26 protein-coding genes and 1 tRNA gene are annotated in these 22201 nt (G+C 58.6%); 18 read left to right on the forward strand and 9 right to left on the reverse strand.

Annotated elements, in window-relative coordinates; translation table 11 throughout:
* Positions 1-73: 73 nt before the first annotated feature.
* The 6 genes from NUV89_RS07070 to hemA all read right to left on the reverse strand — a co-directional run bounded on the left by NUV89_RS07070 (position 74) and on the right by hemA (position 5439).
* Positions 74-592, reverse strand: a complete 519-nt coding sequence (locus NUV89_RS07070) for an acyloxyacyl hydrolase (RefSeq protein ID WP_257780739.1) — start codon at positions 590-592, stop codon at positions 74-76.
* Between the two features lie 111 nt (positions 593-703).
* Positions 704-1498, reverse strand: coding sequence for a glutamate racemase (murI, locus tag NUV89_RS07075; protein WP_257780740.1), 795 nt, complete (start codon positions 1496-1498; stop codon positions 704-706).
* On the reverse strand, positions 1491-2246 hold the full coding sequence (locus tag NUV89_RS07080) for a molybdopterin-synthase adenylyltransferase MoeB (protein WP_257780741.1): 756 nt from the start codon (positions 2244-2246) through the stop codon (positions 1491-1493). The genes murI and NUV89_RS07080 overlap by 8 nt, the downstream gene beginning before the upstream one ends.
* Complete coding sequence (gene prmC, locus NUV89_RS07085; protein ID WP_257780742.1) at positions 2240-3070, reverse strand: peptide chain release factor N(5)-glutamine methyltransferase; 831 nt, start codon at positions 3068-3070, stop codon at positions 2240-2242. Before prmC ends, NUV89_RS07080 begins: the two co-directional genes overlap by 7 nt.
* Positions 3071-4153 (reverse strand): peptide chain release factor 1, encoded by a 1083-nt coding sequence (gene prfA, locus NUV89_RS07090; protein ID WP_122489521.1) that lies wholly within the window; start codon positions 4151-4153, stop codon positions 3071-3073.
* Complete coding sequence (gene hemA, locus NUV89_RS07095; RefSeq protein ID WP_124529887.1) at positions 4150-5439, reverse strand: glutamyl-tRNA reductase; 1290 nt, start codon at positions 5437-5439, stop codon at positions 4150-4152. The genes prfA and hemA overlap by 4 nt, the downstream gene beginning before the upstream one ends.
* 182 nt (positions 5440-5621) lie before the next feature.
* Here hemA and NUV89_RS07100 point away from each other — a divergent pair, with 182 nt between their 5' ends.
* The 18 genes from NUV89_RS07100 to NUV89_RS07185 all read left to right on the forward strand — a co-directional run bounded on the left by NUV89_RS07100 (position 5622) and on the right by NUV89_RS07185 (position 20044).
* Positions 5622-7346: a tetratricopeptide repeat protein gene (locus NUV89_RS07100; RefSeq protein WP_257780743.1), complete on the forward strand. Its 1725-nt coding sequence runs from the start codon at positions 5622-5624 to the stop codon at positions 7344-7346.
* Positions 7347-7350: 4 nt separating this feature from the next.
* The gene (lolB, locus tag NUV89_RS07105; RefSeq protein ID WP_257780744.1) at positions 7351-7968 is read left to right on the forward strand and encodes a lipoprotein insertase outer membrane protein LolB; all 618 of its coding nucleotides are present in this window, start codon (positions 7351-7353) and stop codon (positions 7966-7968) included.
* 49 nt (positions 7969-8017) lie between these two features.
* Entirely contained in the window at positions 8018-8821 is an 804-nt protein-coding gene (gene ispE / locus NUV89_RS07110; protein WP_257780778.1) for a 4-(cytidine 5'-diphospho)-2-C-methyl-D-erythritol kinase, read from the forward strand.
* Positions 8822-8858: 37 nt separating this feature from the next.
* Positions 8859-8933: transfer RNA gene (locus tag NUV89_RS07115), tRNA-Gln, on the forward strand.
* 46 nt (positions 8934-8979) lie between these two features.
* The gene (locus NUV89_RS07120) at positions 8980-9921 is read left to right on the forward strand and encodes a ribose-phosphate pyrophosphokinase (protein ID WP_003208392.1); all 942 of its coding nucleotides are present in this window, start codon (positions 8980-8982) and stop codon (positions 9919-9921) included.
* Positions 9922-10059: 138 nt separating this feature from the next.
* A complete protein-coding gene (locus NUV89_RS07125; RefSeq protein WP_017735149.1) occupies positions 10060-10653 on the forward strand; it encodes a 50S ribosomal protein L25/general stress protein Ctc in 594 nt (197 codons plus the stop codon).
* 168 nt (positions 10654-10821) lie between these two features.
* Complete coding sequence (pth, locus tag NUV89_RS07130) at positions 10822-11406, forward strand: aminoacyl-tRNA hydrolase (RefSeq protein WP_017735148.1); 585 nt, start codon at positions 10822-10824, stop codon at positions 11404-11406.
* A 21-nt stretch (positions 11407-11427) separates the two neighbouring features.
* A complete protein-coding gene (gene ychF / locus NUV89_RS07135) occupies positions 11428-12528 on the forward strand; it encodes a redox-regulated ATPase YchF (RefSeq protein WP_017735147.1) in 1101 nt (366 codons plus the stop codon).
* Positions 12529-12847: 319 nt separating this feature from the next.
* Positions 12848-13771, forward strand: a complete 924-nt coding sequence (locus NUV89_RS07140) for a sigma 54-interacting transcriptional regulator (RefSeq protein WP_257780745.1) — start codon at positions 12848-12850, stop codon at positions 13769-13771.
* A gap of 528 nt (positions 13772-14299) precedes the next feature.
* Positions 14300-14671: an EscI/YscI/HrpB family type III secretion system inner rod protein gene (locus NUV89_RS07145; RefSeq protein ID WP_257780746.1), complete on the forward strand. Its 372-nt coding sequence runs from the start codon at positions 14300-14302 to the stop codon at positions 14669-14671.
* Positions 14672-14673: 2 nt separating this feature from the next.
* Positions 14674-15474: a type III secretion system inner membrane ring lipoprotein SctJ gene (gene sctJ / locus NUV89_RS07150; protein WP_257780747.1), complete on the forward strand. Its 801-nt coding sequence runs from the start codon at positions 14674-14676 to the stop codon at positions 15472-15474.
* 13 nt (positions 15475-15487) lie between these two features.
* On the forward strand, positions 15488-16069 hold the full coding sequence (locus tag NUV89_RS07155) for a type III secretion protein (RefSeq protein WP_257780748.1): 582 nt from the start codon (positions 15488-15490) through the stop codon (positions 16067-16069).
* Complete coding sequence (gene sctL, locus NUV89_RS07160; protein ID WP_257780749.1) at positions 16047-16640, forward strand: type III secretion system stator protein SctL; 594 nt, start codon at positions 16047-16049, stop codon at positions 16638-16640. The genes NUV89_RS07155 and sctL overlap by 23 nt, the downstream gene beginning before the upstream one ends.
* 89 nt (positions 16641-16729) lie before the next feature.
* Positions 16730-16945, forward strand: a complete 216-nt coding sequence (locus NUV89_RS07165; protein ID WP_257780750.1) for a type III secretion protein — start codon at positions 16730-16732, stop codon at positions 16943-16945.
* Entirely contained in the window at positions 16946-17341 is a 396-nt protein-coding gene (locus NUV89_RS07170) for a type III secretion protein (protein ID WP_257780751.1), read from the forward strand. It abuts the gene before it with no gap.
* Between the two features lie 11 nt (positions 17342-17352).
* Positions 17353-19494, forward strand: a complete 2142-nt coding sequence (gene sctC / locus NUV89_RS07175) for a type III secretion system outer membrane ring subunit SctC (RefSeq protein ID WP_257780752.1) — start codon at positions 17353-17355, stop codon at positions 19492-19494.
* Complete coding sequence (gene hrpT, locus NUV89_RS07180) at positions 19491-19694, forward strand: HrpT family type III secretion system protein (RefSeq protein ID WP_257780753.1); 204 nt, start codon at positions 19491-19493, stop codon at positions 19692-19694. The genes sctC and hrpT overlap by 4 nt, the downstream gene beginning before the upstream one ends.
* 11 nt (positions 19695-19705) lie before the next feature.
* Positions 19706-20044, forward strand: coding sequence for a transcriptional regulator (locus tag NUV89_RS07185; protein WP_257780754.1), 339 nt, complete (start codon positions 19706-19708; stop codon positions 20042-20044).
* Here the strand turns inward: NUV89_RS07185 and sctU are convergent, their stop codons facing one another.
* The 3 genes from sctU to sctS are packed head-to-tail and all read right to left on the reverse strand — an operon-like array spanning position 20045 to position 22201.
* Positions 20045-21142: a type III secretion system export apparatus subunit SctU gene (gene sctU, locus NUV89_RS07190; protein ID WP_257780755.1), complete on the reverse strand. Its 1098-nt coding sequence runs from the start codon at positions 21140-21142 to the stop codon at positions 20045-20047.
* Complete coding sequence (sctT, locus tag NUV89_RS07195; RefSeq protein WP_257780756.1) at positions 21139-21927, reverse strand: type III secretion system export apparatus subunit SctT; 789 nt, start codon at positions 21925-21927, stop codon at positions 21139-21141. Before sctT ends, sctU begins: the two co-directional genes overlap by 4 nt.
* A gap of 10 nt (positions 21928-21937) precedes the next feature.
* Positions 21938-22201, reverse strand: a complete 264-nt coding sequence (sctS, locus tag NUV89_RS07200) for a type III secretion system export apparatus subunit SctS (RefSeq protein WP_005784582.1) — start codon at positions 22199-22201, stop codon at positions 21938-21940.

The raw sequence follows: 22201 nt of genomic DNA on the forward strand, positions 1-22201 counted from the left end.
TGCATGTATCGACTGATCCACCGCATTCGCGAGCAAGCCCGCTCCCACAGGGGTTCTTCAGTAGCCAGAAAAATTACAGCTCCAGGGTGTAATGCAACGCGTAGCTCTCGACCCCATCGTTATTGCTGCTCAACCCGGCATTGGAATAATGCGTGGCGCGAATGCCGACTTCATGCCCACCATTGAAGCGCAAGCCAAAGCCCAGCCGGTCTTCGAACTGAAAGGCCTGGCCGATATTGTTGTCTTCGACCCGCGTGCGCGAGAACACTGCCACGCCAATCCCCGCCTCGATGTAGGGCTTGACCTTCTCCCCGGCAAACTCATACACAAACACCGGTGAGAACGACAGGCTGCTGACGCTCGCACGTTTGTCCCCGTCCCAATAGGTGTAGGCGCCGCTCCAATAGCCGGTCAAGCGACCGGTATCGCTCTGCCACCAGCTTTTGTCCCACTGCGACGTCAACCCCAACCGGTAGGTCATGGTCGAATCACTGGTACTCCCCACCCCCAATTCCAGGCCCGCAGCCTGGGCTGAAACGGAGTGTCCTACAACGACGGCTGCAATCGCAGCCAAACAGAACAAGCGCTTCATAAGAAACATCCTTTCCCGACGAAGTTATTTGGTGTGTACAGGCTATCTGGCTATAGAAGCTGGCGAACAGACGGAAGTTCCAGCTTTTAAGGCAGGCATTTCACGAATTTTTCACGCGCCAAAGCTTCGCACAACGCCCGGATATTTCCATAGTGTCGGTAGGATATTTCTTAGGTGATACACATCGCCGCTGGTCCAGAACTGTGCAGGCTCGGGATTGCCGCCGGCCAGCAGATCGCGCTCGCCCAGCAAACGCTTGAGCTGGCGGGCCACGGCGGCGCCGGTGTCGATGAGGATGATGCTGGGGGGCAGCATCTGTGCCAGGAGTGGCTTGAGGAAGGGGTAGTGGGTGCAGCCGAGAATGATGGTGTCGCAACCGGCGCTGAGCAACGGGTCGATATAACCCTGCAACAACTGGCGCAGCGCGGGGCTGTTGAGGTCGCCGGTCTCGATCAGTTCCACCAGGCCTGGGCAGGGCTGGGTTATCACCCGCACATCGGTGGCAAAGCGGTCGAGCAAGGCGGCGAACTTGGCGCTTTGCAGGGTGCCGGTGGTGGCGAGCACGCCGACCACACCGCTGCGGGTCGCGGCGGCGGCGGGCTTGACGGCGGGCTCCATGCCCACCAGCGGCCAGTCGGGCGAGTCCAGGCGTAGATCGGCCACAGCGGCGACGGTGGCGGTATTACAGGCAATCACAAATGCCTTGGCGCCTTTTTCGCGGAAAAACTCAGCGACCCGGCGCGAACGTTCGAGGATGAATGCAGGCGTTTTCTCGCCGTACGGGATATGCCCGCAGTCGGCGACATACAGCAGCGATTCGTGGGGCAGCAGTTGCTGGATTTCGTCCAGCACCGTCAAGCCGCCGATGCCGGAATCGAACACACCGATCGGCGCGTCCTTAACCATGGTGCGGCCCACACACGCTGCAGCCGGGGTCACGCTTGACGCGCAGCTCGCGGAAACGGCTGGTCAAGGCATCGATCAACAGCAGGCGACCCACCAGCGGCTCGCCGAAACCGGCCAGCAGCTTGAGGGCTTCCAGCGCTTGCAGGCTGCCGACCATTCCCACCAGCGGGCCGACCACGCCGGCTTCGCTGCAGGTCAGTTCGCTGTCGCTGCCATGCCCGTATAAACAGTGGTAACACGGGCTTTCGGCGCGACGCGGGTCGAACACCGACAACTGCCCTTCCAGGCGAATCGCCGCGCCGCTTATCAACGGCTTGGTCGCGGCGACGCAGGCGGCGTTGACCGCTTCACGGGTGGAAAAGTTGTCGCTGCAATCGAGCACCACATCCACCGCCGCCACTGCCGCGGCCAGGGAATCGGCATCCAGCGCATTGCGATGGGCCACCAGCTTGATTTCAGGGTTGATCGCGCTCAGGCGGCGCAGGGCCGAATCGACCTTGGTCTGCCCGACGCTGTCGGTGTCGTGGATGATCTGGCGTTGCAGGTTGGTCAGGTCGACGGTGTCGAAGTCCGCCACGTGCAACTCGCCGACGCCTGCCGCCGCCAGGTACAACGCCACCGGCGCGCCCAGGCCGCCGAGGCCGATGACCAAGGCGCGGCCCTGTTTGAGGCGCAATTGGCCGTCGATGTCGACCTGCTGCAACAGAATCTGTCGGCTATAGCGCAACAGCTCCTGATCGGTCAGCACGGCCGGCGTCCCAGGGTGATGCGTTCGTGGCCGCCAAGGTCGATGCGGCTGTGCACCTCATCAAAGCCTGCGCCCAGCAACAGGTCACGCACGGCGGCGGCCTGGTCGTAACCGTGTTCGAGCAGCAACCAGCCAGCGGCATTCAGGTGCTGTGGGGCTTCCTGGATGATGTGGCGCAAGTCGTCCAGGCCGTCGCGGCCCGCCACCAGCGCGCTGGCCGGTTCGAAGCGCACGTCACCGGCGACCAGGTGCGGGTCGTTGTCGGCGATGTACGGCGGGTTGCTGATAACCAAGTCGTAGGTGTGGCCTTGCAGGGCGCTGAACCAATGGCTGTTCAACACCGTAACGTTGTTCAGGTGCAGGCGCTGGCGATTGCGTTCGGCCAGGGCCACGGCTTCGAGCACGCGGTCGACGGCGGTGACCTTCCAGGCCGGGCGTTCGCTGGCCAAGGCCAGGGCGATGGCGCCACTGCCGGTGCCGAGGTCGAGGACCTGGGTCGGCGTGGCCGGCAATAATTCCAGGGCCGCTTCTACCAGCAACTCGGTGTCCGGGCGCGGGATCAGCGTGTGGGGCGCGACCTCCAGGTCGAGCTTCCAGAAGCCTTGCTGGCCGAGGATATACGCCACTGGCTCACCGCCACGGCGACGCTGCAGGTAGCTGGCAAAGGTCAGCGCGTCTTCGCTGCTGACGATTTTTTCCGGCCAGGTGTGCAGGTAGCTGCGGGGCTTGCCCAGGGCCGCCGCCAATAACAGCTCGGCGTCGAGGCGCGCGGTGGGCGAGTCGGGCAGGTCGGCGGCGCGTAGCAGGCTGGCAATGATGGTCATTTATTCACCTATCGCCGCTAATTGATCGGCCTGGTATTCGGCGAGCAACGGCTCGATCACCGCATCGACGCCACCGGCGAGAATCTCGTCGAGGGAGTACAGCGTGAGGTTGACCCGGTGGTCGGTGACCCGGCCCTGGGCAAAGTTGTAGGTACGGATGCGCTCGGAGCGGTCGCCCGAGCCCACCAGCAACTTGCGCTCGCTGGCAATCGCGTTGGCGGCGGCGCTGGTCTGCTGGTCGTTGAGCTTGGCTGACAGCCAGGACATGGCCCGCGCGCGGTTCTTGTGCTGGGAACGTTCTTCCTGGCACTCCACCACAATGCCCGACGGCAAGTGGGTGATGCGGATCGCGGAATCGGTCTTGTTGACGTGCTGGCCACCGGCCCCCGACGAGCGGTAGGTGTCGACGCGCAGGTCAGCCGGGTTGATCTCGATGGCTTCCTGCTCGTCTGGCTCGGGCAACACGGCCACGGTGCACGCGGAGGTGTGGATACGGCCCTGGGATTCGGTGGCCGGCACGCGCTGTACGCGGTGCGCGCCGGATTCGAACTTGAGCTTGCCGTAGACGTTGTCGCCTTCAACCCGCGCGATGACTTCTTTATAGCCGCCGTGCTCGCCTTCGTTCTCCGAGAGGATCTCGACCCGCCAGCCGCGCCGTTCGGCATAACGCGAATACATGCGGAACAGGTCGCCGGAGAAGATCGCCGCCTCGTCGCCACCGGTGCCGGCGCGGATTTCGAGGAACACGTTGCGCCCGTCATTCGGGTCTTTGGGCAGCAGCATGCGTTGCAGGTCGCCTTCCAGCGCGACCAGTTTTTCCTTGGCCTCGCGGACTTCTTCCACGGCCATTTCGCGCATGTCCGGGTCGCTGTCCTTGAGCAGTGCCTGGGCACCCTCGAGGTCGGCCTGGGTTTTCAGCCACTGGCCGTAGGTGGTCACAATCGGCTCAACTTCCGCGTATTCCTTGGAATAGGTGCGGAATTTGGTCTGATCGGAGATGACTTCGCCATCGCCGAGCAAGGCGGTCAGTTCTTCGAAACGGTCCTGGAGCACGTCCAGTTTATTGAGCAGTGACGCTTTCATTGCGGTTTTTTATCCGAAGAGCTGTCTGACGCGCCCTCACCGAGGGCAAAGAGTTCTTGGGCCATGGCCAGCGCATCGAGGCGGCCTTCGGCAGTCAACTTTTTAAGCTGCACGCTGGGGGCGTGGAGCAGCTTGTTGGTGAGGCCCCGGGCCAGTTGCATCAGCACCTCTTCGGCGCTGCTGCCGTTGGCCAGCAAGCGCTGGGCCTTGCTCAGTTCCTCGTCGCGCAGGCGTTCGCCCTGCTGACGATACGCCTTGAGCACGTCCACCGCTGCCAGTTCGCGCAGGCGCACCATGAAATCGTCGGCGCCGGTGCTGACCATCTCTTCGGCTGCCTGGGCAGCGCCCTGGCGACTCTTGAGGTTTTCGGCGACCACTTCGTGCAGATCGTCGACGCTATAGAGGTAAACGTCGTCCAACTCGCCGACTTCGGGTTCGATATCCCGAGGGACGGCGATGTCCACCATGAAGATCGGCTTGTGCTTGCGCAGTTTCAGCGCGCTCTCGACCGCGCCTTTGCCGAGGATCGGCAACTGGCTGGCGGTGGAGCTGATGACGATATCACTGCGCACCAGCTCGGCCGGGATGTCCGAGAGCAGCACCGCGTGGGCGCCGAACTGCTCGGCGAGGATGCTCGCGCGCTCCAGGGTGCGGTTGGCGACGACGATGCGCTTCACGCCCAGGTCGTGCAGGTGGCGGGCCACCAGGGTGATGGTTTCACCGGCGCCGATCAGCAGGGCCTGGCTGCGTTGCAAGTCACTGAAAATCTGTTTGGCCAGGCTGACCGCGGCAAACGCCACGGACACCGGGTTTTCGCCGATGGCGGTGTCGGTGCGCACCTGCTTGGCCGAGTTGAACGTGGCCTGGAACAGGCGGCCCAGCAGCGGCCCCACGGTGCCAGCCTCACGCGCCACGGCGTAGGCGGACTTCATCTGGCCAAGGATCTGCGGCTCGCCCAACACCAGCGAATCGAGACCGGCGGCCACACGCATCATGTGACGAACTGCCGCATCTTCTTCGTGCACATACGCACACGCGCGCAGCTCTTCGAGGCTTAAATGGTGGTAATCGGCCAGCCAGCGCAGCACCACATCCGCTGAAAGATGTTCCTGCTCTATATAAAGCTCGCTGCGATTGCAGGTTGAAAGGATTGCAGCTTCGCGGCTGTCGGTGAGCCGGCAGAGCTGTTGCAAGGCCTCAACCAACTGCTCTGGCGTGAACGCCACGCGCTCGCGCACGTCTACGGAAGCAGTCTTGTGGTTAATACCGAGTGCGAGGAAGGCCATTCAATATCGCTGATGATGTCGGGAAGCCGACAATTGTCCTACTTCGAATGATTCAGAACAACCACCGTAGGCTATTGTCCCTATACGTTGTGCCTATAAATACACCAACTGAGTCTCGGTTATGTTTGGCCGAAGGCTTGTGTCATGATGATCCGACCGCAGGTTAGTCGTCCTCTTCCTATATGAATAGATCTTCCGCGTTGCTCCTTGCTTTTGTCTTCCTCAGCGGCTGCCAGGCCTTGGCCCCCGTGTCGCCGGACGGTACGCCGCCGGTGGAAGACAGCACCCCCGCCCCTGAAAAGCCCAAGGTTTATTCCTCGTTCAGTGAAGAAACGGTGTTCAGCCTGCTGAGCGCGGAGCTGGCTGGCCAGCGCAATCGTTTCGATATTGCGCTGGATAACTACGTGACCCAGGCCATCAACACACAGGACCCGGGGATTTCCGAGCGGGCGTTTCGCATCGCCGAGTACCTGGGCGCCGATCAGGCGGCGCTGGATACCTCGCTGATCTGGGCGAAAAACGCCCCGGACGACCTTGAGGCGCAGCGTGCGGCCGCCGTGCAACTGGCACGCGCCGGGCGCTACGACGACTCCATGGTCTATATGGAGAAGGTCTTGCAGGGCAAGGGCGACACCCATTTCGACTTCCTCGCGCTGTCGGCCGCCGACACCGACCAGGACACGCGCAATGGCCTGATGAAGAGTTTCGACCGCCTGCTGCAAAAACACCCAAAGAACAGCCAGCTGATTTTCGGCAAGGCCTTGCTGTTGCAACAGGACGACGAGGCCGATGCCGCCCTGAAGCTGCTGGAGCAGAACCCACCGGAAGAGGGTGAGATCGCACCGATCCTGCTGCGCGCGCGCCTGCTGCAAAATCTCAATCGCGGCCAGGAAGCGATTCCGCTGCTGGAAAAAAGCATCAAGAAGTACCCGGACGACAAGCGCCTGCGCCTGACTTATGCGCGCATGCTGGTCGAGCAAGACCGCATGGAAGACGCCAAAGTGCAGTTCGCCAACCTGGTCCAGCAATACCCGGACGACGACGAACTGCGTTATTCCCTGGCGCTGGTGTGCCTGGAGGCCAAGGCCTGGGACGAGGCCAAGGGTTACCTGCAGGAGCTGATCGAACGCGAAAGCCATGTGGACTCGGCGCACTTGAACCTGGGCCGCATTGCTGAAGAGAAAAACGACCCGCAGGCCGCCCTGCTCGAATATGCCCAGGTCGGCCCCGGCAACGACTACCTGCCGGCGCAACTGCGCCAGGCCGACATCCTGATGAGCAATGGCCGCACCGACGAGGCGGAAAAACGCCTGGCAGCCGCGCGCGATGCCGAACCGGACTACGCGATCCAGCTTTACCTGATCCAGGCTGAAACCTTGTCGGCCAATAAACAGGGCGAGCGCGCCTGGAAGCTGCTGCAACAAGCCTTGCTGCAATATCCCGACGATTTGAACCTGCTTTATACCCGTGCCATGCAGGCGGAAAAACGCAATGACCTGGCGCAGATGGAAAAAGACCTGCGCCTTATCATCAAGCGCGACCCGGACAACGCCATGGCCTTGAATGCCCTGGGCTACACCTTGTCCGACCGCACGACGCGCTACGACGAAGCCAAGGCGCTGATCGAGCAAGCCCACAAGCTCAACCCGGAAGACCCGGCCGTGCTCGACAGCCTGGGCTGGGTGAATTACCGCCTGGGCAACCTCGATGAAGCCGAACGCTTGCTGCGCCAGGCCCTGGAGCGGTTCCCCGACCAGGAAGTCGCGGCGCACCTGGGTGAAGTGCTGTGGGCCAATGGCAAGCAGCGCGAAGCCCGTCAAATCTGGGAGAAGTTCCTCAAGGAACAACCCGAAAGCCCTATCCTGCGCGGCACCATCAAGCGCCTGACCGGATCCGAGACCCTTTAAGCTTATGTTCTTGCGCCATGTTGTAGTGTTCAGTCTTATCGCCCTGCTCGCCGGTTGTGCGGGCATCGGCAGCCGTGAATCCGTCGAGGGCCAGGGCAACCCGGCGCAATGGAAACAGCACAAGGATCAGCTCAGCAGCATTGATGGCTGGCAGATCGAAGGAAAAGTCGGCGTTCGCGCGCCGAAAGATTCCGGCAGCGGCACCTTGTTCTGGCTGCAACGCCAGGACTACTACGATATTCGCCTGTCTGGCCCGCTGGGCCGTGGCGCAGCACGCCTGACCGGTCGACCGGGGCAAGTCAGCCTGGAAGTGGCCAACCAGGGCCGCTATGAAGCGAGCTCGCCGGAAACCCTACTGGAAGAACAGATTGGCTGGAAGCTGCCGGTATCGCACCTGGTCTGGTGGGTCCGCGGCCTGCCTGCGCCGGACAGCAAAAGTCGCCTGGGCCTGAACGGCGATAGCCGCCTGGCCACCCTGGAACAGGATGGTTGGCAGGTCGAATATTTGAGCTATGTGCAACAGAACGGCTATTGGCTGCCCGAGCGCATCAAGCTGCATGGCACCGACCTGGATGTCACGCTGGTCATCAAGGACTGGCAACCGCGCAAGTTGGGGCAATAACGTGACCGTACAAAAGCTGACCCTGCCCTCTCCCGCCAAACTCAATTTGATGCTGCACATTCTTGGTCGCCGTGAAGACGGCTATCACGAGTTGCAGACGCTGTTTCAATTTCTCGACTACGGCGATGAAATGACCTTCGCCGTACGCGACGATGGCGTGATCCAGCTGCATACGGCATTCGAAGGCGTGCCCCACGACAGCAATCTGATCGTGAAGGCCGCAAAAAAACTTCAGGAACAATCCGGCTGCGCGCTCGGCATCGACATCTGGATCGATAAAATCCTGCCCATGGGCGGCGGTATCGGCGGTGGCAGTTCGAATGCGGCCACCACGTTGCTCGGTCTGAATCACTTGTGGCAGCTGGGTTGGGACCACGATCGCCTGGCAGCGCTGGGCCTTACGCTGGGCGCCGACGTCCCGGTTTTCGTGCGTGGACACGCTGCATTTGCTGAGGGTGTCGGGGAAAAACTCACCCCTGTAGACCCCGAAGAACCGTGGTATGTCGTACTTGTGCCGCAAGTATCTGTAAGTACAGCAGAAATTTTTTCAGATCCGTTGTTGACACGTAACTCTTCTCCCATTAAAGTGCGCCCCGTTCCCAAGGGAAACAGTCGAAATGACTGCTTACCGGTTGTAGCAAGGCGTTATCCAGAGGTACGTAACGCTTTGAATTTGTTAGGTAAATTTACCGAAGCAAAATTAACCGGAACTGGAAGTTGTGTGTTTGGGGGCTTCCCAAACAAAGCTGAAGCTGATAAAGTCTCGGCCCTTCTTACAGAGACCCTTACAGGGTTTGTAGCAAAGGGAAGCAACGTTTCGATGTTGCATCGCAAGCTGCAAAGTCTGCTCTAAAAGGAACCGAGTGTTAGGCACTCGTTGCAACAGATACAGGGGCGTCGCCAAGCGGTAAGGCAGCAGGTTTTGATCCTGCCATGCGTTGGTTCGAATCCAGCCGCCCCTGCCATTTTCTAATACTCATCCAGGTTACCCTCAGCCTCTAGGTACTGCGCGTGTCCAAGATGATGGTCTTTACGGGGAACGCCAACCCCGATCTGGCTCGACGTGTCGTACGTCAGCTGCATATCCCTCTCGGTGACATCTCTGTCGGTAAATTCTCCGACGGCGAAATTACAGCCGAGATCAATGAAAACGTCCGCGGTAAAGACGTCTTCATTATTCAGCCGACTTGCGCTCCGACCAACGATAACCTGATGGAACTCGTCGTGATGGCTGATGCCTTCCGCCGCTCCTCAGCAACTCGAATCACAGCTGTAATCCCTTACTTTGGTTATGCCCGTCAGGATCGCCGTCCGCGTTCCGCACGTGTAGCTATCAGCGCGAAAGTCGTTGCTGACATGCTGACCGTGGTAGGTATCGACCGTGTTCTCACGGTTGACCTGCACGCTGACCAAATCCAGGGGTTCTTCGATATTCCGGTAGATAACATCTACGGTTCGCCAGTATTGGTGGATGACATCGAAGACCAGCGCTTTGAAAACCTGATGATCGTGTCCCCGGACATTGGTGGCGTCGTGCGTGCACGGGCTGTTGCCAAATCCTTGGGCGTGGACCTCGGGATCATCGACAAACGCCGTGAAAAAGCCAATCACTCTGAAGTGATGCATATCATCGGTGATGTCGAAGGGCGTACCTGTATTCTGGTTGATGACATGGTCGACACCGCCGGCACCCTGTGCCACGCGGCGAAAGCCTTGAAAGAGCACGGTGCCGCAAAAGTCTTCGCCTACTGCACACACCCTGTGCTGTCGGGCCGAGCGATCGAGAACATCGAGAACTCCATGCTGGACGAACTGGTGGTGACCAACACCATCCCGTTGTCCGCAGCAGCTCAAGCCTGTTCGCGTATCCGTCAACTGGATATCGCACCGGTAGTTGCCGAGGCGGTTCGCCGCATCAGCAATGAAGAATCGATCAGCGCGATGTTCCGTTAAGGGTCAAACCTTCGGATCATTTCACTGACGAAAAGCGCCCCGCCCCAGCATTCTGTTGGGGCGGGGCTTTTTTGCCCATATCGCCTTTAGCGCTGGTCGCAAACGCTGGGGCGAATGTGGTTATTTTGGAGATACAACATGAACGATTTTACTCTGAATGCTGAAGCGCGTTCCGACCTGGGGAAAGGTGCGAGCCGCCGCCTGCGTCGTCTCGCAAGCCTGGTTCCAGCTGTAGTTTACGGTGGCGAAAAAGCCCCTGAATCCATCAGCATGCTGGCCAAAGAAATCGCCAAACTGCTCGAAAACGAAGCTGCCTACAGCCACGTTATCGAACTGAACGTTGGCGGCACCAAGCAAAACGTAATCATCAAGGCTCTGCAACGTCACCCGGCCAAAGGCCACGTGCTGCACGCTGACTTTGTACGCGTTGTTGCTGGTCAGAAACTGACCGCGATCGTTCCAGTTCACTTCGTTGGTGAAGCGGCTCCGATCAAGAAAGGCGGCGAAATCTCGCACGTTGTTGCTGAGATCGAAGTTTCCTGCCTGCCAAAAGACCTGCCTGAGTTCATCGAAGTCGACCTGTCGGCCGCTGAAATCGGCGCCATCATCCACCTGTCCGACCTCAAAGCCCCTAAAGGCGTTGAGTTTGTCGCACTGGCTCACGGTGATGACAAAGCTGTTGCAAACGTACACGCTCCACGCGTTGCACCAGAAGCAGACGCAGCAGAGTAATTCACTCTGTAACGTCGGAGCTTGAGGAAACATCGCGGACCGGAACGTAGCGAGAAAGCGGGCGATAACGCGGCGTTTTACTCTTGAGTAAACAGCTTCTGTCGTCCACTTTCGCCGCACAACGGTTGCGGCGATGTTATCCACAACTCCAAAGGAAGGGCCCCTGTCGTGACTGCCATTAAACTGATCGTTGGCCTGGGAAATCCAGGCGCCGAATACGAACAGACCCGGCATAACGCGGGGGCCCTTTTTGTTGAGCGCATCGCCCACGCGCAAGGTGTGAACCTTGTGGCCGATCGCAAGTATTTTGGCCTGACCGGGCGCTTCTCGCACCAGGGTCAGGATGTTCGTCTGCTGATTCCCACCACCTACATGAACCGCAGCGGCCAGGCCGTCGCGGCGCTTGCGAATTTCTTCCGGATCAAACCCGAAGAAATCCTGGTGGCCCATGACGAACTGGACCTGCCACCCGGCGTTGCCAAGCTCAAGCTCGGCGGCGGGCACGGCGGGCACAATGGCCTGCGTGACATCATCGCGCAGTTGGGTAATCAGAATAATTTCTACCGTCTGCGGCTCGGCATTGGCCACCCAGGCGTCGCCAGTATGGTTTCAAATTTCGTCCTGGGTCGTGCGCCACGCGCCGAACAGGAAAAACTCGATGCCAGCATCGACTTTGCCCTCGGCGTGCTGCCGGATATCTTCGCCGGTGAATGGAACCGCGCGATGAAAAACCTGCACAGCCAGAAGGCCTGACTCTTACCGAGGGGAAACACCATGGGATTCAATTGCGGCATCGTCGGCCTGCCCAACGTCGGCAAATCCACCCTGTTCAACGCCCTGACCAAGTCCGGTATTGCGGCGGAGAACTTCCCCTTCTGCACCATCGAGCCCAACAGCGGTATCGTGCCGATGCCTGACGCTCGCCTGGACGCACTGGCGGCTATCGTCAATCCCAAGCGCATCCTGCCGACCACCATGGAGTTCGTCGACATCGCGGGCCTGGTTGCCGGCGCGTCGAAAGGTGAAGGCCTGGGCAACAAGTTCCTGGCCAACATCCGCGAAACCGATGCCATCGCCCACGTGGTCCGCTGCTTTGAAGACGAGAACGTGATTCACGTCTCCAACAGCGTCGACCCGAAACGCGACATCGAGATCATCGACCTGGAACTGATCTTCGCCGACCTCGACAGCTGCGAGAAGCAACTACAGAAAGTTGCGCGCAACGCCAAGGGCGGTGACAAGGACGCAGTGGTCCAGAAAGGCCTGCTGGAACAACTGATCGCGCACTTCACCGAAGGCAAGCCGGCACGCAGCCTGATGAAGAACATGGGCGTCGATGAGAAGGCCGTCATCAAGGGCTTCCACCTGCTGACCACCAAGCCGGTGATGTACATCGCCAACGTTGCCGAAGACGGCTTCGAGAACAACCCGCTGCTGGACGTGGTCAAGGCCATCGCCGACGAAGAAGGCGCGATCGTGGTGCCGGTGTGCAACAAGATCGAAGCAGAAATCGCCGAGCTCGATGACGGCGAAGAAAAGGACATGTTCCTTGAGGCCCTGGGCCTGGAAGAGCCTGGCCTGAACCGCGTGATCCGCGCCGGTTACGAAATGCTCAACCTGCAGACCTACTTCACCGCCGGTGTCGAAGAAGTCCGTGCCTGGACCGTCAAGGTCGGCGCCACCGCGCCACAAGCCGCCGGCGTGATCCACACCGACTTCGAAAAAGGCTTTATCCGTGCCGAAGTGATCGCCTACAACGACTTCATCCAGTTCAAGGGTGAAGCCGGTGCCAAGGAAGCCGGTAAATGGCGCCTGGAAGGCAAGGATTACATCGTTAAAGATGGTGATGTGATGCACTTCCGTTTCAACGTATAAGCTTCCCCCGCGGTTTTGCCGCAAACAAAAAGCCGATGCAATGCATCGGCTTTTTTGTGGGCGCTCGTTAGGCAAATAAGCCGTCATCATCGCCATTGCAACTAAAGATAAAGAATAATCCTACTTGCATGCGCACAGTTGCATGCCAGTCGATATAACTATAACTCTGCCGCCAAGCCCCCCTTACTTTTCGTACAGCATCTTAGCCATTTCTCCCTTACAGACCTCGCAAAAAACTTGATAAGTTACCTTTACCGGCTGATATCGAAAGAGTATCAGGCCAACAATGAAGTGATAGCGATAGTGGAGCACCCGCACTATGTTGGCCTCGTTTCAGATAGACAAGGAAGTAGACCCACCCTTTATCGAAGGGTCGTATATTGAAGAAACGCTCAACACTACAGCGAACCTCAACATTGACATCCTGCTACTGGGCGAAACCGGTACCGGCAAGGACACCTTGGCGCAACGGGTTCATCATTTGTCGGGGCGGCGGGGCAGCTTCATCGCCGTGAACTGTGCCGCTATCCCGGAAAGCCTTGCGGAAAGCCAGTTGTTCGGCGCCAACAGCGGCGCGTATACCGGCGCGATGCAGTCACGGGCAGGGTTCGTAGAAGCCGCTCACCTTGGCACGCTGTATCTGGATGAAATCGACAGCATGCCGCTGGCGCTGCAGGCCAAGCTGTTACGAGTGCTGGAGTCGCGCGGGGTGGAACGGCTGGGATCGACTCGCTTCATCCCGGTCGATATGCGCGTCATTGCGTCCGCCCAACACTCGTTGCACACCATGGTCGAACAAGGCACCTTCAGGCGCGACCTGTACTATCGCCTGAATGTCGTCAACATCCAACTCCCGGCCCTGCGGGATCGGCGTGAGCGCATCATCCCGATGTTTCTGGAAATGATCCAGGAAGAAGCCGACCAGTTCAAATGCACGCCCCCACTGCCTTCTGGCGACCTGTTGCAGCAGCTGCTCTGCCACCCCTGGCTGGGTAACGTTCGCGAGTTACGCTCAACGGCTAAGCGGTTTGTCTTGGGTCTCCCGCCGCTTTCAACTCCCGCGTGCAGCCAGCAACCACCTCAGTTGGACTTGAAGGCACGCCTTCAGCAAATTGAAAAGGCGTTTATTGAAGAGTCGATGTACCGCCACCGCCACTGCGTGGACACCGTGTCAATTGAGTTAGGAATTGCTAAACGCACGCTGTATTACAGGATGAAACAACTGGACATATCACTGGCATAAGGAAGTCAACCCTTCCCCAATTGCCTGACTACACAGCCGACCAAGAAATATTTAGTAACATCGATGCGAGAAATATCGGGAACGTTTTAACCGTACCGGCCACGCAGTAATAGCCAGAAGCAAATTCCCATACAACCCTCTAGTTGCCATGATTTGACCGATGGCCAATAAATAGCCTCAACAACCATCACAGGATTCTCATATGCAAATCAACCCTACAAACAATGCCAGCTATCAGAATAATTCAAATGTTGATCCCCGCAACTCAGGTTCGAGCACAGACAGCCACAAGGCGGAACTCGAAGCCGAATATGAACGATCACTCCAGGACACCGTTGCTAACGCCAAAAGGACCAGGAGATCGGCGGAACTTAAAGGGATAGCCCGAGCAATTAGTTAATAACTACTCGGTGATAAATTACCTTTCAGGCTTGCTAGCCTGAAAGGTAATTATCCAACCCGCTCGACAGGCCATTTCGGTACCTCTCACCGCAGAGCCGCTGCCCACCCTGAATGAGTAGACACTTCATGGAAATAGTAGACAATCTTTTCTTACAAAAAAGCAGCCGTACTCAACATAGCTATACACCACCAGAACAATCAGCAGGTGCTTCGGACGTCAGCTTTTTCACATCGACGCTCGAAGGCCCACGCCTGACGAGTAAGGTTTCTGCCAAGCCGGAAGCATCATTTCTTATGACAAAGGTCTCCCAGCACCTGAGTGACTCAAGAGATGGCTTCGCAAGAATAAACCGTTCAACCAAAAACGGTATAGATATGGAGGCCTTAGGGGCTTACCCAGCCGCATTAAATAACTTACACCTCACATCACAGCTCACGGTGAAATGCATCGCAAAGGCAACACAATGCGTCGATAAGCTCGGCAACATGACGTCTTGAGCATGAATAACTCACTGCTTGTCGCTTTAGTGTTGAGTATGGCTTCTATATTGAGCGGGTGCGGTGACCGAGTGGAACTTCATCGCCAACTTTCCGAGCAAGAGGCCAATGAAGTCGTAGCAGAATTGGCTGATAAACATATTCGTGCACAAAAAATTCCGGCCAAAGATGGTGTCGTCGTGACGGTTAATACGAGCGATATCGGGCGCGCCGTACGGACCTTGGAAGCCGCCGGCCTGCCTCGACTCGCCCGGACCACCATGGGGGATACGTTTCGAAAGGAAGGGGTGATTTCCACGCCGCTGGAAGAGCGTGCCCGCTACATCTATGCATTATCCCAAGAGCTTGAAACCACCCTCTCCAAGATCGACGGTGTCATCGTCGCACGCGTGCATGTCGTGCTGCCTGAACGCATAGCACCAGGAGAGCCGGTCCAACCCGCATCCGCTTCCGTATTCATCAAGCATGATCCACGCCTGGACCCCGACAACATCCGCGCGCGGGTACGCAGAATGGTGGCGAGTAGTATCCCTGGGATGACCGCTGCGGTGGACAACCCGCAAAAACTCACGGTGGTCTTTGTACCTGCCGCCACTTATCAGGAACAACAACGCCTGGTGTACTTCGGCCCCTTCCTGGTGCCCGGAGACGATCTCGGGTTCTGGCGAACCAGCGTCATAGTTTTGCTGCTCGGTCTGGCTTCGGTCGTGCCCGCCACGATCTTCCTGCAACTTCGACGCAAGCGTGCTCCTCAAGGCTCCGCTCTTGGGGGCGAGTCAGACGGGTCATCACATGGCACCTAGGCCCGATCATCCCATGCGTGAACAACTTGCCTGGGCTCAATGGTGGGCTTTTCCGTGGGAGCATGCTCACCAGGACTGGAGAAATGACGAGTATCGTGCGATTGAAAAGCTGTTTCACAGTGGCCGGTCCGTGCCAGACAAGCTGGCGGGTTTTGTCGCCTGCTTGCCTGCTACGCCTCACGCTACGGTACTTCGGTTGGCGCTGGCCTCTACAGACCAACTCAACCAGGTGCTGACGTTGGTTAGCCACACGCTCAATCCAGCAGCGGCGGTACCGTTGAGCGAAAGCCATCATCAGTGGTGCATCCGCCTCGCCATGGCGCTGCCCCCGACCATGCTGCCTCCACATGCCGACCCGCTGCGACTGCTTCATAGCTGGGTTGAACCCGCTACCTGGCAGCGCCTTCGCTTGCGCTTCCCCCGTGCACGTGTGAGCGAGGCTGAAACAGCAAGCGTCCCACTCGGAAATGCGAGCAGCCGATTGAACACGCTCTGGCAGGCCGTCGTGTGGCGCGTCACGACCACGCAGAGCGACAACATGCCCCTGTCTCGCGCGGACGAGGAAACCAGTGATGTTATGCCGACATACTATTGAGTTACGCAAGGGCGCATCCGCTGCGCGAGGAAGCCTTATCCCGCGCGAAGAGCTTGCCAATTGGGAAGAGGCCAACCGGCTCTTAAGTCGTGCCAGTGCCCAGGCCGACGCATTGATAAGCCAGGCCGAAAAAAAATGCGAGGCACTGCTTGAACACGCCTCACTGGAAATCTGGCAACGCGCCGACGCTCAATTCAAGCAATGGGCGCTCGACCGTCAAGCGATGTGCGACAACCTTGAACACTACGCGACCACCATCACCAACCTGGCTATTCGCCGTCTGCTCGACGAGTCGGTTGCCCCGCAAAGGCTTGCAGCGCTGTTAAAGCAATTGTTGCAGAGCCAAGTCCAGGAAGTCAGTGCGACGCTGTTCTGTCATCCCCATGATCTTGAGGAGATAAGACAGGGTCTTGCCCGTCACAAGAGCAGATTCTGGAAGTTAAACGCCGACGACACTCTTCATCCCCAGACGCTCGTACTGAAAACAGATGAAGGAGACTTCCGTATCAGCTGGGACGCCATGCTCGAGACGTTCCCCAACCCGGTCAAAGAAAGTTTGATTGAGATCTAATCCTACAAACACGAAGACTTTATTTATATTCAGCATTAAGCGCTGGCTGTTTAATACATTCATCAGCAATAGATCGCGGAGAAAAAACCATGGACTTCTTCAAAGAGCAAACTCATCAGGTTTCCCGAAATAAAACTTCTGCATATAAAGACTACGAATCCGGCTTTGAAGAAAGCCTGGCCGCCGGAGACAGCGATTTTTTCTTCCATTTAGTAGAACGCAGAGAGGCAACTTTCATGCTTTATAACGATTTCAACAAAACGGTCAACCAAATACTCAAAACAACTATTGAAAGCTTTCCGTAAATGAAAGTGCTCGTGGGTGACTGGCTGAGCAACGGTGGGCGGGAAATCGCCCTGTTTGAAGGCGAAGACGAAGTCACCCTGCAGCGTCAGGGAGACATTGTGTTAATGGGCGTTCAACTGACCTCAACTCTGCCAGATAACCCAGCCTTGCAAGGCTGGCTGCGCCTGGGCGCAGCCAGCTTGAGCCATTTCCAGGGTGCACTGGCCCAGAAAGCTGGCACAGGTGCGCTATGGCTGATTCAAAGCCTGCGCACCGACCGTGGAGAAGCCTACGTGCTCCACTGCCTGGAGGTTTTACTCAACCAACGCGACACATGGCGCGCAATCGTTGCACGCCTTGCTCGCCCAGCCCCGCCCCTCAAACCCACTCCGCTGCGTTTACGCTCGTACAAATAAGAGAACTGTCTATGCCTAACAAGACCCATAAGGTTAACCGCTTGTGCCTTGGCTGGCCCGGGGGGTTAGCCAAAAGAGCCCATTGGCGGAAAATGTTCCTGTTTTCCTGGCTACTGGTTTCAGCAGAAAGCGCGTTGGCCGCCATCCCTCCCGCATGGAAAAACACCGCCTACGCCTATGAAGCCGAGCACAAGCCAGTGCGGGACGTACTCGAAGACTTCGCTAAGACCTTCGGCGCACAATTGCAAATAGAGGGTCTGCTGGAGGGCACGGTCAATGGCAAGATACGCGCCAATACCCCGCAGTCATTGCTCGACCGCCTGGGAGTAGAGCACCGCTTCCAGTGGTACATGTACAACAACACGCTTTACATCAGCACGCTGGACCAACAAGAGTCCGCGCGCCTGGAGGTTTCCTCCGAAACCATTGCCGACCTCAAGCAGGCCCTCACCGATATTGGCCTGCTCGATAGTCGCTTCGGCTGGGGGGAATTGCCCGAGGATGGCGTCGTGCTGGTCTCTGGTCCCCGGCGCTATATCGAACAAATCAAGCAGTTCAGCAGCCAGCGCCGCTCAGCGGATGAAATGCAGGCTGTGCTGAGTTTCCCGCTGAAGTTCGCCAGTGCAGCGGATCGCCCATTGGATTATCGCGGTGAAAAGCTGACCATTCCGGGCGTTGCCAGCATTTTGAGAGGGTTGCTGGAGCCGCGCTCCAATGCGATGACCTCGGCGATGAACCCGCGTTCCTCCTCACAACCCGCCCCTCTCACGCCGAGCGCTCCCCGCTTGAGCAATCCCTTGCTGGGGCAGATGCTCGGTTCAAACAGCAATATCATGCCGTTGGACAGTGGCGCGACACTCACCCCACGCGCGCCGACACCCACCAACCGGGTTCGTGTCGAAGCCGATGTACGCAATAACGCGGTGTTGATCTATGACGTGCCAGAGCGCCAGGCCATGTACCGCGAGTTGATCGCTCAACTCGATGTCGCACGCAAACTGGTGGAAATCGATACGATCATTCTTGATATCGAGCGAACGCAATTGCGTGAGTTCGGTGTGACCTGGGGGTTTCAGAACAGCCGGTTCCGTGGTCACGCAAATGTGGCACCGGGCACATCGCAGCAGTTGTCGATTAATAATCGCGACCGTTTCTATGCCGATATACGAGCGCTGGAAGCCAAGGGGCTGGCAACCATGGTGTCCAACCCTTCCGTGCTCACCCTGGAAAACCAGCCGGCGGTAATCGACTTCAACCGAACTCAATACCTGACCCCCGGACGTGAGAACGCAACCATACTACCGGTCACCGTGGGTACCAGCGTCCAGGTCGTGCCCCGCGTCATTACCAGCCGTGGAGGCCATCAGATCCACTTGGCCGTGGATATCGAGGACGGCACGTTCGACGAATCCAACCCCGAACGCGACCTCAAAGACCTTGATGTTCGCCGCGGCAACGTCAGTACCCAGGCCGTCATGGCGGAGAAGCGCTCGATGGTGGTGGGTGGCTTCCACGTCACGGCAAGTACCGACAAGCAAAACAAGGTGCCGCTGCTGGGCGATATTCCGCTGCTGGGCAAGGCATTGTTCTCCTCGAGCGAAAGGCAGAACAATCGGCGTGAACGCCTGTTCATCATCACCCCACGCGTTATCGGCGACCAAGCCGACCCGTCCCGCTACTTGCCCCAGGCAGACCAAGTCGAATTGCAGGCCGCCCTGACACCGCTGGCCCGGCGATACGCCCCTCACCAGCCCGTGATAAAGCGTAGCGACATCATCAGCACCCTGGCGCACCTGGTGACGGGGCAAGTGCCCAAGGCTTTCAAGTTGGCGCCCATGCCCCTGGGGTTGAACACACTGTGCAGTACCCGCGACTTGCTGGCGTTGAGCGCCGAGCGCAGCCAGTGGTACGCAGGCCCTGAATACAACGTCGCGGTCGTGGTGCTGCGCAACACGTTCAACCGCAATGTGCGCATCGACGAAAAAGAATGCAGCAACTCGCAGACCCTGGCCGTCACCGTCTGGCCGCGCGCCTGGCTGAAGCCTGGAGAGGAAGCCGAGGTATTTATCGCCATGCGGCCAGTGGTGAAGGATGAACACCTGAGCGTCCCCCGCCCCACCTTGATTACTCCTCTTCAGAAGGTCCGACCATGAAACACCCATTGCTATGCGTCACCCTGACCGGCCTGGTGTTGCTCATCACTGGCTGTACCCCAACGTGCAAAGGTGACTCCTGCTCACGCCCCCAGTCGACCCCGGATAAGATGGTGATCTGGTGGCCATCGCAGATGCGCGCAGAGCCCGGCCCGGCCGGAGAGCGCGCGGACTACCAGACCATATCGCTGGAACGATGAGTACCGCGTAAATGCCCTCCGATCAACGTCAGGTATTTCTGGAGAACGTGGTGAGCGGCACTGCCGCTCACCTGCCGCTCGCTCCCGGCATCAAAGTGTACGTCGAACGCCAGGGGCTAGCGCTGCGCGTCGCGCGCGAAGCGTTGCAAGCCAAACAATTGCAGAGGGTACTAGAGAGGCGCTTTGAGCAGGCCCAGATCTTCGATGGCTGCTTTGCCTACCTCGATGCCGACAACGCACTGGTGATCTGGCATGCACTGCCGACAACGCAGAAGACCGCCGACAAGATCCTCAGCCGGATACTCGCGCTGGCCAACCTTGAGGCCCTGGACGCCCACACCAACAGCTAATCAGCGCCGCTCCAGCTCCGGCAGCTCCAGGGTTTCGCGCTTGGCTTCGTCGTCCAGCTCACGCAACGTGCGGTAGATCAACGCCACGGCCTGCAACGTCTGGCGAGGAATGCTGATGCCGAGCCGGTTGGTGTAGAGCGTGCGGGCCAGCCATACACACTGGACCACCGGCACATCGGCCGCCTTCGCTTGGGCAATCAATTGACGGGCCTCAGCGTCCGTCCCTTTGCCAATCAGCAATGGCAACGGCGTCTCGCCGGGGCGGTAATACAGGGCGACCGCAAAGTGTGTCGGGTTGACCACCAGCATGTCGGCTTCCTCCAGCTTGGGCAGCTTGACCTTGGGTTCCTCCTGGGCCAATTGCTGGGCCAATGCGCGGCGCTGGCCCTTCACATGGGGGTCGCCTTCCATGTCCTTGTATTCCTTCGTGACCTCAACCTGTGTCATGCGCATACGCTTGGCGAAGAAATACTTCTGCAAGGTCAGATCGATCAGCGCCAACACCAGCAACAGCCCCAGACAGGCATGCAGCAAGTGACGGAACAACGCGATCAGCGCCAGCAGGTAACTTGGCAGATCGCTGTTGGCAAGGTTTATCAACGTCCCCAAGGAGGGCCAGACCACCACATACACAATCAGGCCCAGGAGGAACGCCTTGGCGATGCTCATCAGCAGCGTCATCAGCGACTGCGCAGAGAACATCTGCTTGATCTGGCTGATCGGGTTGAGGCGATTGAAATCCGGTTTCAGCGTGTCCGGGGCGAACAGCAAGCCGAACTGCATCCAGCTGCCAATCAGCTTCGCGGCAATCGCCAGCCCGGCCATCAACAGAGAGAACGAGAAGAACATGACCAGGCCCTCCATCAGCACCTCTTCCAGCGCCCGCACAAACGGCAGGCTCAAGCGTGACATCGGCAACACCAGCAGTTGCTGAAAGCGCAGCAGGCTGGTCTCGGCCGTGAACAAGGCGACCTCACTGATCGCCGTCAGCGCCAGCAGTTTGCTCACATCCTGGCTTTGCGAGACCTGACCTTTCTTGCGTTGGTCACGCAGTTTCTTGGCGGACGCCGGGTGCTTTTTTTCCCCCGAATCACTCACGGCGCCGGGACCTTGAACAAAAGCCCCAGGTAGTGCTTGAGGTCACCCAACTGGCTCATGCGCCCGACAATCAGGTCCTGCAACAAGGCAAAGTACAGCAACAAAATACCAATTCCCGCCAGACATTTGACCGGCGGCGCCAAGGTACTCACTTGCAATTGCTGGCTATAGACACCCAGCAACGCAATGCCGAACTCCAACAGCAACAACACGGCAATAAAGGGCGCTGCGTAGAGCATCATGTGCATGAACGTGTCACCCAGCAGCCCGACAAATACGCTCATGCCCTCGGCGGCGGGTAGCGGAAACCACACGGTGGGTGGCCAGATCAGGTAACTGTCCCAGATCACCTGAGTCAACGCGCCCAACCCCAGGATGACTATCAACAGGTAAATCGCCAGCTGCTTGAACATGTGCCCGATCGGTGTCGCGTCCGGCCCCAGTGACGGGTTCAACTGGCCACCGGCCAAGGCTCCACGCTGGTTGTCCAGCAGCGCGCCCACCGATTCGAACATCCAGAACGGCATCGCCAACAACACCCCTAGCAGCAATCCCAGGACCACCTCTTTAAGCACCAGCATACCGATCATCAGTGCTGAAATGTCCTGCCCCGCCAGAGCTGCGTGAATGCCCGGAGCGGGCAGCAGCGCCATGACCATCACGATGGTGTGCCGGGGCAGGCCGCGCACGTGTTGAAAACAGAACGCCGCCACCAGGATGCCGCAGGGGTAGATACGCGCCATGCCGATAATCAGGCTGGGTAAATATTCAAGATAAAGCAGCACAGGTCAGGCCTCAGTTCAGGGCCGAACGGCCGATCATTTCAAACGTCAGGTTAATCAGCTGGATCAACTCCACGCCAATCCAGCGGCCTGTCAGGATCAATGTGATCCCCACTGCCACCAGTTTGATGCCGAAGGGCAATGTCTGGTCCTGGATCTGCATCAACGCCTGTACCAGGGAGGTCAGCACCCCGACCACCACCGCCACGATCAGCGGCGGCGCCGACAGCACAACCACCAGCAACATGCCCTGCTTGAATAGCACGATAGGTTCCAT

Origin of the sequence: Pseudomonas sp. 18.1.10, from assembly GCF_024655625.1 — a bacterium.
In the GTDB taxonomy this organism is placed as follows: Bacteria; Pseudomonadota; Gammaproteobacteria; order Pseudomonadales; family Pseudomonadaceae; genus Aquipseudomonas.